The organism is Saccharopolyspora sp. NPDC002376 (assembly GCF_053593195.1).
This window is the reverse complement of record NZ_JBSFBZ010000007.1, coordinates 124,697-139,152: the sequence shown is the minus strand read 5'-3', so window position 1 is coordinate 139,152 and position 14,456 is coordinate 124,697. Positions and strand designations below refer to the sequence as shown.

General features: G+C 70.3%; 7 protein-coding genes. 4 read left to right on the top strand and 3 right to left on the bottom strand.

All coding sequences use genetic code 11. The features are described 5' to 3' along the window. Nucleotides 1-18: 18 nt before the first annotated feature. From ACWCO2_RS08040 to ACWCO2_RS08030, 3 genes are read right to left on the bottom strand one after another with little or no spacing between them, the layout of a single operon-like run. Nucleotides 19-1,251: a pyridoxal phosphate-dependent aminotransferase gene (locus ACWCO2_RS08040; protein WP_450126978.1), complete on the bottom strand. Its 1,233-nt coding sequence runs from the start codon at nucleotides 1,249-1,251 to the stop codon at nucleotides 19-21. Nucleotides 1,252-1,302: 51 nt separating this feature from the next. Further along, nucleotides 1,303-2,049, bottom strand: a complete 747-nt coding sequence (locus ACWCO2_RS08035; RefSeq protein ID WP_450126977.1) for an SDR family NAD(P)-dependent oxidoreductase — start codon at nucleotides 2,047-2,049, stop codon at nucleotides 1,303-1,305. Then, on the bottom strand, nucleotides 2,046-2,780 hold the full coding sequence (locus ACWCO2_RS08030; RefSeq protein WP_450126976.1) for a thioesterase II family protein: 735 nt from the start codon (nucleotides 2,778-2,780) through the stop codon (nucleotides 2,046-2,048). Before ACWCO2_RS08030 ends, ACWCO2_RS08035 begins: the two co-directional genes overlap by 4 nt. Nucleotides 2,781-2,936: 156 nt before the next feature. Between ACWCO2_RS08030 and ACWCO2_RS08025 the strand changes: the two genes are divergently transcribed. The 4 genes from ACWCO2_RS08025 (at nucleotide 2,937) to ACWCO2_RS08010 (ending at nucleotide 14,343) form a co-directional block, all read left to right on the top strand. Next, the gene (locus ACWCO2_RS08025) at nucleotides 2,937-4,553 is read left to right on the top strand and encodes a (2,3-dihydroxybenzoyl)adenylate synthase (RefSeq protein ID WP_450126975.1); all 1,617 of its coding nucleotides are present in this window, start codon (nucleotides 2,937-2,939) and stop codon (nucleotides 4,551-4,553) included. A gap of 165 nt (nucleotides 4,554-4,718) precedes the next feature. Then, the gene (locus tag ACWCO2_RS08020) at nucleotides 4,719-9,251 is read left to right on the top strand and encodes an amino acid adenylation domain-containing protein (protein ID WP_450126974.1); all 4,533 of its coding nucleotides are present in this window, start codon (nucleotides 4,719-4,721) and stop codon (nucleotides 9,249-9,251) included. After that, entirely contained in the window at nucleotides 9,248-13,276 is a 4,029-nt protein-coding gene (locus tag ACWCO2_RS08015; RefSeq protein WP_450126973.1) for an amino acid adenylation domain-containing protein, read from the top strand. The genes ACWCO2_RS08020 and ACWCO2_RS08015 overlap by 4 nt, the downstream gene beginning before the upstream one ends. Further along, nucleotides 13,273-14,343: a Gfo/Idh/MocA family oxidoreductase gene (locus ACWCO2_RS08010; RefSeq protein WP_450126972.1), complete on the top strand. Its 1,071-nt coding sequence runs from the start codon at nucleotides 13,273-13,275 to the stop codon at nucleotides 14,341-14,343. The genes ACWCO2_RS08015 and ACWCO2_RS08010 overlap by 4 nt, the downstream gene beginning before the upstream one ends. The last annotated feature ends 113 nt before the right edge of the window (nucleotides 14,344-14,456 follow it).

Below are 14,456 nucleotides of genomic sequence, written 5' to 3'. Positions count from 1 at the left end.
GGCCGAATCGCGCTGGTTTCAGCTGCATTCGTCGACGAACTCCAGAAGCCGGCGCACGCCGGTCTCGACCCACGCCGGGTCCACGCAGAACGCGACGCGGACCAGGTGCTGTGCCCAGGGCGCGTAGTCGTGGGAGCGGATGTGGCCCCGGTCGTCGACGTCGGGACGCAGGGCGAACCCGTTGCCCGGCACCACCGCGACGCCTTTGGCTTCGAGCAGCCGGGTCGCGAACGTTTCGGCGTCCAGCCCGGTCCGGCCCACGTCGAGCATCGCGTACCACCCGCCGGCTGGGAGCTCCGAGAGCAGACCGGCCTCGATCAGCGGCGGCAGCAGCGAATCCCTGTTGTGCTGCACCATCTTCCGGTTGTTCGCCGCGGTGCCGGACCGGCTGTGCAGCGCGGCGATGCCCGCGTGCTGCGCCGGGGTCGAGGTGCCGATGATGTTGGCCTCCTGGACGACCTTCATGACGTCGGCGGCCCGGTCGTTGGCCAGCGCGACGTAGCCCAGCCGGTAGCCGGTCATCGCGAAGCTCTTGGAGAAGCTGAAAGCGCTGTGCACGATGCGCTCGGAGACCGGGACGTCCCGTTCGAGCGCGGCGACCGAGATGTGGTCGTCGTCGTAGAGGAAGTGCTCGTAGGCCTCGTCGCTGATGACGTGCCAGCCCCGGCTACGGGCCAGTTCCAGCAGAGCGCTGATCTCGTCGCGGTCCAGGACCACGCCGGTCGGGTTGGCCGGGGAGTTGATCATCAGCGCCCGGGTGCGCGGTGTCGCCGCGGCAGCGATCATCTCGGGATCGGGGCGGAAGCCCGTTCCGAGTGGGTACAGCACCGGCCGGAAGCCCGCGAGCACGCTCTGCTGCAGGTGGACCGGCCAGTGCAGTTCTGGCAGCAGGATTTCGGCACCGGGCTCGGCGAGCGACTGGAGCAGGGCGGCCAGGCCCTCGCACGACCCCGGCGAGATCAACAACCGGGAGACCTCGCTGTCCACCCCGTTGTCGGCGCGGAGCTTGTCCACCGCCGCCGCGCGCAGCTCGGGCATGCCCTCCACACCGGTGTACTTGGTCTCGCCGCGCCGCACGGCATCGATGAACGCCTCGGCCACCTCGTCGGGCGGGTTGAAGTACGGGTCACCGACGTGCAGCTTCACCACGTCGACGCCGTCGGCTTCCTCCTTGTCCTCCGCTGCCCGGAAGATGCGGTGCAGACACGACGAAGGAATGGTTCCGGCGGCGGACAGGATGTCTGGGCTCACGCTCGTACCACCTTTGCTCTGTGGGGGTGTTCTTCGGACGGGCGAGGTCTGTCAGGCCGTGCGGCCACCGTCGACGGGGATCAGCGCACCCGTGATCCAGCTCGAGGTGTCCGGGTCGAGCAGCGTGCACACCCACCGGCCGACTTCCGCAGCGGCGCCGAACCGGCCCATCGGGGTCGACGCGACCAGGTCGGTGCGCAGCTGATCGGTACCGGCTTCGTCCAGGCCGGTCTCGCGCCACATCGGGGTGTCCACCGGACCGGGCAGGATGGCGTTCACCCGCACGTCCGGCGCGAGCTCCCTCGCCAGGGAACGGGTCAGGCTGTTGAGCGCTGCCTTGGTCGCGCCGTAGAAGGAGCGCCCCGGCATGGACAGCGCACCGCCGACCGACGAGACGTTGACCACGCTGCCGCGGTTGGCCCGCAGCTGCGGCAGCGCGCACCGGATCAGCTCGGCTGGCGCGCGGACGTTGACCGCGAACATCGCGTCGAACTCCGCGGGGTCGATCGCATCGAGGTCGCCGAAGCGGGCCAACCCGGCGTTGTTGACCACCGCGTCGAGCCCGCCGAAAGTCTCGGTCGCGGCCGCGACGATCCGCTCGGAGGCACCGGGTGCGCAGACGTCCTGCCGCACCACGGCAACGGCCTGCCCGTACCGCTGCACCAGCTCCCGCAGCGGTTCCTCCCGGCGTCCGACGATCGTCACGTCGGCACCCGCGTCCAACAGGCATTCGGCGATGCCGCGGCCGATGCCGGTGGCCGCACCGGTGACCACGACCGACTTCCCGGAAACATTCATCGCAGAACTCCGCCTTTCCCGAGCGCCGCGACGACGTCGGTGATCAGCTCGGTCGGATCCAAGAGGAGGTCGAAATGCCCACCGGGCAGCGCCCGCAAGAGGAACGAGCCGGTGCCGACCCCGGACCAAGCGCCGAGCTGCGCACCGGCCACCAGCGGATCCTCGGTGTTGTAGTAGCAGTGGACCTGGCAGTCCAGCGGTTCGAGCTGCGGCGCCGGCTGGTAGGTCTCGTGGAGCGCGATGTCCGACCGGAGGACGGGCAGCAGCAGATCCCGGAGCTCGGCGTCGTCGGCGACGCTCGGTTCGAGCCCGCCGAGGTCCCGCAGGGCGGCCCACAGGTCGTCGTCGGTGGCCAGGTGCGTGGTCCCGCCACCGGCCTGCCACGGCGCCGGAGCGCCCGAAACGACCAGGCAGTGCGGGGGGTTCCCGCTGCTCTGCAACTCCCGCGCGGTCTCGTAGGCGACCAGCGCGCCCAGGCTGTGGCCGAACAGCACGCAGCGCGCAGGATCGAGCTGCGACAGTTCCGCATCGGCGTGCGACGCCATCTCGGCGACGCTGCTCGCGGGTGGTTCGGCGATCCGGTCGGCGTGCCCTGGGTACTGCACGGCAAGCAGCTGGAAGTCCTCGGGCACCGCCGACGACCAGCCGTGGTACGTCGCCGCCGTACCACCGGAATGCGGGAAGCAGACGAGCCGAACGGCCGGGCACTCCACGCTGTTGAGGGCCCGCACCCAACCTCGGTCACGTGTTCGTACGCGATTCACGTCCAGAGCGTCACCAACACCCCCGGCCCGCCCGCGGCAATCTGTCAAAGCTCTGTCGGGTCCGCTGCGGGCTGCCGCGTTCGTGGCCGAATCTGAGGGCGCCGCAACGCCTCTGGAGGACACATGCTGGACGGGTTCGTACCCTGGCCACCTGACTTCGCCGATCGTTACCGCCGTGCCGGCTACTGGAACGGCACCTCGCTGCGGCAGCTGCTCGCCGAGAGCACCGTTCGCCACCCGGACAAGATCGCCGCGGTGGACGCGACCCGGCGGGTGAGCTACGCGCAGCTGGTGGAGGAGGCCGACCGGATCGCGTCCGGTCTGCTCGACCTCGGCATCGGTCGTCGGGACCGAGTGGTCGTGCACCTGCCCAACGCGATCGAGTTCCTGTCCACCACCTTCGCGCTGATGAGCATCGGCGCGATCCCGGTGCTGGCCCTGCCCGGTCATCGCCGCGACGAGATCAGCCACCTGGTGCGCTCCTCGGACGCCGTGGCCTACGTCGGCCCGGATCGGCTCCAGGGCTTCGACTACCGTGAGCTGGCCCGCAAGGTCGGCCAGGACGCGCCAGGTCTGCGGCACGTCGTCATCGCTGGTGAGGCCGAGGAGTTCACGCCGCTGTCCGAGCTCGCCGAGTCCGACGTGCGGGACCTGCCGCCGGTCGACGCGTCCGAGGTGGCGCTGCTGCTGCTGTCGGGCGGAACCACCGGTGCGCCGAAGCTGATACCCCGGACGCACGACGACTACGCCTACAACATCTTCGCGTGCGCCCGCGCCGCCGAATTCGATGACAGCGGCGTCTACCTCGCCGCGAATCCCGTACCGCACAACGCCGCGCTCGGCTGCCCCGGAGCGTTGGGCGCGCTGCTGGTCGGCGGAAAGGCCGTGCTGGCCGCCAATGCCAGCCCGGACCACGTATTCCCGCTGATCGAGCAGGAGGGGGTCACGCTCACGACGCTGGTGCCCGCGTTGGCCCTACTCTGGGCGGATACCGCGCAGAGCAGCCCCGTCGACATGTCCGGCGTGGTCGTGCAGGTGGGCAGTTCGAAGTTCGGTCCCGCGGCGGCCGAGCGGGTTACCGCGAGCCTGGGCTGCCGAATCATGAACGTGTACGGCATCGGGGAGGGGCTGATCACCCACACCCGCCTCGACGATCCGCCGGAGGTCGTCTTCGGCACCGAGGGCACCCCGCTGTGCCCAGACGACGAGATCCGGATCGTTGACGCCGACACCCGGGACGTTGCCCCGGGCGAAACCGGTGAACTGCTCACCCGCGGCCCCTACACGATCCGGGGCTACTTCGCCGCACCGGAGCACAACCGCCGATCGTTCACCGCCGACGGATTTTACCGCACCGGCGATTTGGCCAGGCTGACTGACGACGGGAACCTCGTCATCGAGGGCCGGTTGAAGGACATCATCCACCACCTGGGCGAGAAGGTCTCGGCCGAGGAGGTGCAGGGCCACGTGCTGACCCACCCGCTGGTCCGGGACGCCGCGGTGGTCGGCATCCCGGACGACGATCTCGACGAACGCATCTGCGTGTTCGTCGTGCTCGGCAGCGCCGCGGCGGAGCCGATCTCGCTGCGCACCATCAAGGAGCACATCCGCGATCGCGGGCTGGCGTCCTACAAGCTGCCGGACGAGCTGTTCGTCGTGCCGGACCTGCCCCGCACACCGGTAGGCAAGATCGACAAGAGCGCGCTGCGCGAGGGCCGGTTCCAGCTCCAGCACAGCTGACCGGGCGGATTGCCCGGAAACGCCGGTGAGTTCGGGGATGACCCGGGGATGTCAATTCTGGAGCAGTCGAGATCTGCACGGTGCCCACCGGCCTGCGCGCCGGGCCGTCGGCCACTGGCTCGGACCGGCCGCTGCGGAGTCGATCGCGCGCAAGGGAGCTGAGAAGTGTCATTGGAGAGCATCGATCGTGTCGCCGCGGATGAGGTGGCGGAACGCAACGCCCTGCGCCGAGCGGTCTCCGATCTGCTGGGCATCGAGTTGACCGCGGCCGACGACGACAGCAACCTCTTCGAACTCGGCCTGCAGTCGCTCGAGCTGATGCGGCTGGCGACCCGTCTCAAGCGGGCCGGGGCCGAGGTCAAGTTCGAGCAGTTGTCCGAAGATCCGCGGCTGGCGGCGTGGTTCGAGCTGCTCACCCCCGGTGCCACGCCTCGACCGCAGCCGCGGAGATCCGAGGTCGAGCCCGACGACCAAGCGGATCGGCCGTTCCCGCTCACTGCGGTGCAGCAGGCCTACCTGATCGGGCGCGCCGACGATCAGCCGCTCGGCGGCGTCAGCTGCCACGCCTACCTCGAATTCGATGCGGCGCAAGTGGAAACGCGTCGTCTCGAGCGGGCGGTGCGGGCCCTGGTCGAACGCCATCCGATGCTGCGCGTGCGGTTCGCCGACGACGCGACCCAGCACGTGCTGCCGGAATCCCCGTGGCCGGGCGTGACCGTCCACGACTTCCGCGATCGTGCCGTCGAGCAGGCCGAAGCCGAGGCGCAGGCACTGCGCGACCGGCTGTCGCACCGGCGTCTGGACGTCGACCGGGGCGAGGTAATCGACGTCCAGCTGACCAGGCTTCCCGACGGGGTGGACCGGCTCCACTTCAACGTCGACCTGCTGGCCTCGGACCTGGCCAGCATCCGCGTGCTGCTCGCGGATCTGGCCGCCCTGTACGACGATCCCGGCGCGCTCGAAGCGATCACCTGCACGTTCGACCGGTATCTCGCCGACCAGGAGGACGGTCGCCGCGCGGAGCGCGACCGGGCGCGCGCCTACTGGCAGGAACGGTTGCCGTCGCTGCCCGGGGGACCGAAGCTGCCGTTGGCGGTCGATCCCGAAGCGGTGGTCGCACCGAAGTTCGTCCGCCGTTCCTGCGCGCTCGGAGCCGACGAGTGGCTCGTCCTGGAGGGCCAGGCCGGTGCAGCCGGTCTGACTCCCTCGGTGGTGCTGGCCACCGCGTTCGCCATGGTCCTGGGCCGGTGGAGCGGGGATGACCACTTCCTGCTCAACCTGCCGCTGTTCGACCGCGACCTCGACGCGCACCCCGAGATCGACCGGGTCGTCGCGGACTTCACGGGGTTGGTGCTGACCGAGGTCGAGCTGTCCGGCGGCAGCTTCGCCGAATGCGCCCGCATCTTGCAGAAGCAGATGCACGAGGACATCGGCAACGCGGCCTATTCCGGTGTCGAGGTGCTGCGCGACTTCGTCCGCACCGATCTGGACGCGCCCCGCACCGCGCCGGTGGTCTTCGCCTGCGACCTGTCCGCACCGCTGGTTCCGGACGAGTTCGCGGCGCGCTTCGGCGAGGCGACGTGGATGCTCTCCCAGACCCCGCAGATCTGGCTCGACCACCAGGTCTACCGCGACCGCGACGGCGGTGTGGTGCTGGTCTGGGACGCCGTCGAGGAGCTGTTCCCGGACGGTGTGCTGGACGCGATGATGTCGGCCTACGAGACGTTGGTGCACCGCCTGCTGAGCTCCGACTGGGACACCGCGCTGCTGGAGGTCCCGCTGCCCGTCGCGCAGCGGCAGCGGCGCGAGGTGGTCAACTCGACCACACGCGATATCACCGAAAACCTCCTGCACACAGCGTTTTTCGAGCAGTCCGGCGATCGGTCTGGTCAGCCCGCCCTGTTGTGGGGCAAGAGCGGGGTGATGGCTCACGACGAGCTGGCCCGGTGCTCCCTGGCCATAGCCGGTGCACTGGCGCAGCGCGGTATCGGCCGCGGCTCGTACGTCGCGGTGATCGCCCCGAAGGGCGCGCAGCAGATCGCCGCCGTGCTCGGCGTCCTCGCCGCTGGTGCTGCGTACGTGCCGATCGGCGTGGATCAACCATTCGAGCGCCGCGCTCGCATCCTCGAGCTCAGCGGTGCCGGAGTGGTTCTCGACGGCAGCGGGCAGCTGGACCTGGGCGAGGCCGGCGCGGAGGTGCTACCGATCGAGGAGGCGATGCTCGCGCAACCGCTGAGCGCGCCGGTGCCCGCCGATCCGGACGACATTGCCTACGTGATCTTCACCTCGGGCTCCACGGGCCTGCCCAAGGGGGTCGAGCTCAGCCATCGCGCCGCGGTCAACACGGTCGAGGACATCAACGAGCAGTTCGGAATCGGCACAGGTGACCGGATTCTGGCGGTGTCCGCGCTGGATTTCGACCTCTCGGTGTGGGACGTGTTCGGGTTCCTCGCGGTGGGCGGCGCGGTCGTCCTGGTGCCGGAGTCCGGGCGGCGCGACGCCACCGAGTGGCTGGCGCTGTGCCGACGGCACTCGGTGACTGTCTGGAACACCGTCCCCGCCCTGCTCGACATGCTGCTGACCACCGCGGATGAGCCGCTTCCCAGCACCATGCGCCTGGCCCTGCTCTCCGGCGACTGGGTGGGGCTCGACCTGCCCGACCGGTTGGCCCGCGCGTCGAGCGGCCGGTGCCGGTTGCTCGCCCTCGGCGGCGCCACCGAGGCCGCGATCTGGTCGAACTCCTACGAGGTCACCGGGGTACCGGCCAGCTGGCGCTCGATCCCGTACGGAAAACCGCTGCGGAACCAGAAGTTCCGGGTGGTTGACGGCCGCGGCCGGGATTGTCCCGACTGGGTGCCGGGCGAGCTCTGGATCGGCGGTGCCGGGGTCGCCCTCGGCTATCGCGGTGATCCGGAACTGACCGCGACCCGCTTCCCACAGCAGGACGGCGAGCGCTGGTACCGCACCGGTGATCTCGGCCGCTACTGGCCGGATGGGAACCTCGAGTTTCTGGGGCGCCTTGACCACCAGGTGAAGATCAACGGCTTCCGGGTCGAGCTGGGGGAGATCGAAGCCTGCCTGCAGGCGCATCCCGCCGTGGCGCAGGCGGTGGCCGTTGCGCTCACCGAAGGACGCCGGGAACTGGTCACCGCCGTCGTCGAACGCTCGCCGGCGTCCGACCACGACCAGGATGGTCCGGACACCACCGGGAACGAATTCCTGCCGCCCACAACCGGTGTCGCGGCGGAATCCGATCCGCACCTGCTCGAGCACCAACTGGTGGAGGTGCTGCTGGCTGACGTCGTCGCGCCGTTGATCGGTCCGGATGCCGCGTCTACTTGCGCGCAACAGCGCCCAGTGGCCGACGTCTGGCTCGAGTACCTCGCGCAGCGCGACGTCCTGCGCCGTGCTGGTGCGGTGTACCAGCACGGCCCCAGGTGGGGCGAAGTCACGGATCCGGCCCGGATCGGACGGGGCCGCGAGTCCACCCGCTGGACCTGCCTGGAGCCGGTCGCCACCGCGCTGGAATGGGCCGGACCGCTCCTCACGGCCATCATGTCCGGCGACGCCGACGCCACCGCGCTGCTGGACGATCCGGTGCTGGCTCCGGAGGCGCTCAACGATCTGATGCCGGGAACGGCGGAGTGCCTCAAGACCGTCGCGCATGACTTGAGGGCGCGTACCAGCGCGCCGTCGGCCGTCGCGGAGTGGGATGTGGTCGGCGGCCGCGGCGCTGCACGGCTGCTCGCCAAACTCCCCGCGGAGACAGTCGAATACACGCTGCTAGGCACTTCGAAATCGGCGCTGGCCAACGCCGAGGCACAGCTGCGGGAGCTCGGACACCGCACGCATGCCGCAGTGCAGGGCGCTGCCGTGATAGCCGGGCAGCACGTCCACGCATTCGATGCCGTCGTGGCCAACAACGTCCTGCACCGGATGCCGGACCCGGAGCTGGCGGCGGTGACCACGGCCTTGCTCCTGGCCCCGGGTGGACGTCTCTACCTGCTCGAACGCGCCTACCTGACGCCGCTCGCGCTGGTGACCGCACTACCGCTGGAGGCCCGAGCGGGCCGGTTCAGCGACGGCCGGTCGCATTCGCCGTGGTTGTACGACTCCGAGCGCTGGGTGCGGGCCTGCGTCCGGGCGGGATTGCAGAACGTTGAGGTGGTGCGCACCGAAGACACCGGCGAGGTCCTGATCACCGCGGATCGACCCGAGACCGCGCCCGGGGTCGATACCGAGCAGTTGGGCCGATGGGCGGCGGACCGGCTGCCCGAGCACATGGTCCCGGACCGGCTCGCCGTGCTCCCCGTGCTGCCGTTGAGCGCCAACGGGAAGGTCGACCGGCGGCAGGTGCGGGCGGTTCTCGACGAGTCCGCCGACCGGCCGCGCGAGGTGGGCGATCCGCCGCAGGGCCCTACCGAGGTGTTCGTCGCCGAACGGTGGGCGAAGCTGCTCGGGCTCGATTCGGTGGGCCGGGACGAGAACTTCTTCCGGCTCGGCGGGGACAGCCTGCTCGCGACGCGGTTCGTCGCTGAGGTGCGTGCGGTGCTGGGCGTCGAACTGCCCATGCGCGAGGTCATGCGCACCCCGACCGTCGCCGGGTTGAGCGTGCTGATCGAGCAGCTCGATGCCGCCGGTGGCGGGCGGGCGGCCGACAGGGACAACGGCGACGAGTTCGAAGAAGGTGCGGTGTGAACGCCAACGAGCTGCTCGACGAATTCCGGAGCGCCGGGATCCAGCTGTGGCGCGACGGACATCAGCTGCGGTTCCGTGCGCCCCGCGGTGCGATGACCGACCAGCGCCTGGCGGAGCTGCGCCGCAGCAAGGCCGAGCTGCTGGAGGCCGTGGCCGACGCAGCGCACGAACCGGTGTGGCAATCCCGGCCGGTGGAGCGCGAAGAGCCCTTCCCACTGACCGACATCCAGTCGGCGTACCTGTTCGGGCGCAACCCGGCCTTCGACTACGGCGGCGTCTCCTGTCACATTTACCAGGAGTTCGAGTACCCGCCAGGACTGGATCCGGAGCGACTGCAACAGGCGTGGGACGGCCTCGTGCAACGCCACGACACCTTGCGGACGGTGATCTCCGAGGACGGCACCCAGCGCGTCCTGCCCGAGTTGCCGGACACCGGCATCACGGTCGCCGACCTCCGCGGAGCATCCCGCGACGCCGTCGAAGCGGCGATCGCCGGAGTGCGCGACGAGCTCTCCCACAAAGTGCACCCCGCGGGCGAGCGCCCCATGTACGAGCTGCGCCTGACTTCGGCCACCGAGCGCTGCGTGCTGCACGTGTCGGTGGACTTCATGGCGCTGGACTGGCTCAGCATGCAGCAGGCGCTGTCCGAACTGGATCGTCGTTACCAGCAGCCGGACTGCGAACTTCCCGAGGTGGAGGCGACTTTCCGGGACTACGTCCTCGCCGAGCGCCGGCTGCGGGACACCGAACAGCACGCGCGCGACCGGGCCTACTGGTGGAACCGCATCGACGAGCTCCCCGGTGCACCGGCGCTTCCGCTGCGCGACGACCACGATCCGGCAACGACGCCGCCGCGCTTCGGCCGCTGGACGACGACGCTGGACGACCGCGTGTGGCAGGCGTTGAAAGCGCGTGCCGTCGAGTCCGGCGTGACGCCCGCCAATGCGGTGCTGGCCGCGTACGCGGAGACGATCGGCCGCTGGAGCAGCACCGAACGTTTCTGCCTCGGGCTGCCCGTGCTCAACCGGATGCCGCTGCACCCGCACGTGAACCGGCTGCTCGGCGATTTCACCTCGCTAAGCCTGCTGGCCGTCGAGATCGAAGGCCAGACGAGCTTCGCGGAACGGGCCCGCGCCCTGGGCGAGAGGGTTTTCGACGACCTCGATCATCGGCTGTGCAGCGGAGTGGAGGTCCTGCGCGAACTCACCCGGCGCCGCGGGCGGGAGGCCGCGGTCCTGCCGGTGGTGTTCACCGGCAGCATCGGGGTCGGTGGCATCGAGGCATCGGCTGCCGGCCGGAACACGCGGCCGGTGCACGGAATCAGCCAGACACCGCAGGTGTGGATCGATTGCCAGGTGGGCGACCAGTTCGGCGGTCTGGACGTGTACTGGGACGTGCGGGAGGGCGTTTTCCCAGACGGCCTGGTGGACGACATGTTTGCTGCGTTCGAAGGGCTCCTGCACCGGCTGGCCGAGCATGACGAGACGTGGACGGCGGTGGATCCGCAGCCGTTGCCGGACCAGCAGCGCGCCCGCCGGACCGCGGTGAACACCACGATGGCACCGGCGCCGGATTGCCTGCTGCACGAACCTCTCGTGGCCTACACGCGCAAATTCCCGGACCAGGTCGCGGTGCTCGACGCCGCCGGGTCGCTGACCTACGGGCAGTGGTTGGGCCGCGCTGCGGGAGTCGCCGAGCGGTTGCGGGCCGCGGGCTGCCGCCCCGGCGACTTCGTCGGCGTCCTGATCGACAAGTGCCGGGACCAGGCGGTCGGGGTGCTCGGCGTGCTGCTCGCGGGCGGCGTGTACGTCCCCGTCGACCCCGGCCAGCCCGCGGTCCGCCGCGATCGGATCCTCACCGGCAGCGGTGCCGGTTTCGCGGTCGTCGTCAAGGCGACCGGCGAGCTGCCGCCCGGCGTCCAGGTGGTGGAAGTGGCCGACGTGGAACCGATCCCGGTGGCCGAGGTCCCCGACGGTCCCCGGGTGCCACCCGGTGAACTCGCCTACGTCATGCACACCTCGGGGTCGACCGGCGTGCCCAAGGGCGTGATGATCAGCCACCGCGCTGCCGCGAACACGGTGCACGACATCAACCAGCGCTTCGGCGTCGGCGACGGGGACCGGGTCCTGGGGCTGGCGGCGCTGAGCTTCGACCTGTCCGTGTACGACCTGTTCGGCCCGCCCGCCGTCGGTGCCACCCTGGTGCTGCCGGACCCCGCGCGCCGCGGCGATCCTTCGCACTGGGCCGCGACGGTGGCCGAGCACGGTGTGACGCTGTGGAACTCGGTTCCCGCCCAGCTGCAGATGTTGCTGCACTACCTGGACGCCGAACCCGCCGACCTCGCCACGCTGCGAGTGGCGCTGCTATCGGGTGACTGGATCCCGCTGTCGCTGCCCGGCCACGCCGAACGGCACCTGCCCGGCACCGAACTGGTCAGCCTTGGCGGGGCGACGGAGGCGGCGATCTGGTCGATCTACCACCGCATCGAGACCGTCGAACCGCACTGGCGCAGCATCCCGTACGGAACCCCGCTGGTGAACCAGCGCTTCCACGTGCTCGACAGCGCGCTGCGCGCGCGGCCCGACCTGGTCGCCGGCGAACTGCACATCGCGGGCATCGGCCTGGCGACCGGCTACCTCAACGATCCGGAGCGGACCGCGGAGCGCTTCGTCCAGCACCCGGTGACGGGGGAACGGCTCTACCGCACCGGTGATCTCGGCCGCTACCTGCCGACCGGCGAGATCGAGTTCCTCGGCCGCGCGGACCAGCAGGTCAAGATCCGCGGCCACCGGATCGAACTCGGCGAGGTCGAAGCGGTGCTCGGCGACCACTCGGCGGTGAGCACCAGCGTGGTGCTGGCAGTGGGCGGCGACGTGTTCGAGCGGGCCTTGATCGCCTTCGTCATTCCGCGGCAGCCGACCGGATCCGCCGACACCGCGGAGCTCGTCGGGTGGGTGGCCGAACGGCTGCCTGCGCACATGGTTCCCGCCCAGGTGCGGATCGTCGAGGCGTTGCCGCTGACATCGAACGGGAAGGTCGACCGCAAACGGCTGCTCGAGTCGGCGCCGGTGCCGGGTTCGCGGCCTGACGAGCGCTCCGAGCCGCCGTGGCCCGGGAGCGAGCAGCAGGTCGCGCAGCTGTGGACGGAGGTCCTCGGTGGCGAGCTGCCGAGCCGCGACCGGGGATTCTTCGACGCGGGTGGCAATTCGCTGCTGGCGGCGCAGTTCGTCGGGCAGGTGCGCGAACGTGTTCCCGAGGCCGCGCAGGTCCCCTTCGACGTGCTGTTGCGCGCCCTGCTGGACACGCCCATGGTCGCCGGTCTTGCGCAGTGGTTGAAGACCAGCGCCGCTACGGAGCAGACCCCGGTGCGCACTGCGGTGGCCCGGAAGTCGGCGCTGATCCCGCTCGGCGGAACAGGGCGCGGGCCGGTCCGGCTGCTCGTGCACGACGGCACGGGAACCCTGGTGCCGCACCAGGCGTTGATCCCCGAACTCGCGGCAACCGCACCGCTGTTGGGGCTGGCCGCACCCGACGTCGACGTCGCCACCTCGGACCTCATCGAGGAACTCGCAGTCGGCTACGCGCGCGAGGTGCAAGCCGCCGGACACGACGACGTCGAGATCATCGGCTACTGCCTCGGCGGCCCGATCGCGCTGGAACTGGCCCGCGCCCTCGACGAGGCGAACGCGACTGTGCGACGGCTGATCCTGGTGTCCAGCCACCGCATTCCGCAGCTGCTGCAGGACGAATTCGTGGTGGACCACGCCTTCGCACAGCGGTTCGTCGAGGCGGTCGCGAACTACGAGCCGGAACCGTACGCCGGAGACATCACCTTCCTCCGCCCGGCCGAGCCCGCGCACCTCATTCCCGACGCGCCGGACGACACGACCAGCTTCTGGCGCACGGTGTGCCTGGGTGACTTGACGATCGAGGAGGTGCCAGGCGACCACTTCAGCTGCCTGCGGCCACCGCACGTGACGCTGCTGGCGGAGGCGATCGCGACGTCGTCGGTGGAACGCCGATGACCGGCACGACGTCAGGCCCGATGCGAATCGTCGTGTGCGGCACGCGTTTCGGCCAGGTGTACCTCTCCGCCCTCGCTCGTTCGCCCGAGCGTTTCCAACTCGTCGGCATCCTGGCGCGGGGCAGCCCCCGGTCTGTTGTGCTCGCAGAGGAGTACGGCGTTCCGCTGTACACCGCGGTTGAGGAACTACCCCGTGACGTCGACGCGGCCTGCGTGGTGGTGTCGACCGCAGTCGGCGGCGGGCGGGGTGCGGAGCTGGCCCAAGAGCTGCTGGAGCGCGGAATCCACGTGCTGCAAGAACATCCGGTGCATCCGAGCGAGCTGGCGGACTGCCTGAAGGTGGCGCGCCGGGCCGGGGTCCAGTACCTGGTGAACACCTTCTACCCGCACCTGGAACCGGTCCGGCGGTTCATCTTGGCCGCTCGTCGGCTGGTCCTGGTGCGCACCCCGGTGTTCGTCGACGCCATGTGCGCGGTGCAGGTCTCGTTCGACCTGCTCGACGTCCTGGCCGAGATCTTCGACGGGCTGCGGCCGTGGTCGGCGGCGCCGATCGGCGACCGCGCCGGGCGACCACTGACCAGTGTGGACGGTCAGGTTGCGGGTGTGCCGCTGACGCTGCGAATGGAGAACCGGATGCAGGCCGGAGACGACAGCATGAGCCTGTTGTTGCACCGGATCACCGTCGGCACCGACGCGGGCAACCTGATGCTGGTCAACACCCACGGGCCGGTGATCTGGAGCCCGGTGCTGCGTATGCCATCGGATTCGGCGGGGCAGTTCCTCCCGAGCCGATCGGACGCAGCGGACGACCTCGGCGTCACCGGCGAACACGTGGGTCCAGTCGAGACGCCCACTTGGGCGACCGCGATGCACGACGTGTGGGGGGACGGGGTGCTGGCCGCTCTGGACCAGCTGCGCGAGCGCGCCGCTGCGGACCTGGACCCGCTGCGTGGAGGCCAGCGGCACTTGGCCGTGGCCCGCGCGTGGCAGGAGTTGACCGAGGCCCTGGGCTATCCCGAGGTGGCCACCCCGGATCCGGGCGCTCCGCTGACCGCCGCCGACCTGTAGGTCGACCAACTGCGGAATCGAGGGCCGGCGACTGCCCGCCAGGTGGTAGCCCGCCGAGCTCGTTCGCGGTACGGTAATAATCGTACGCGTATTAAAAATTACTGGGGAGGGTG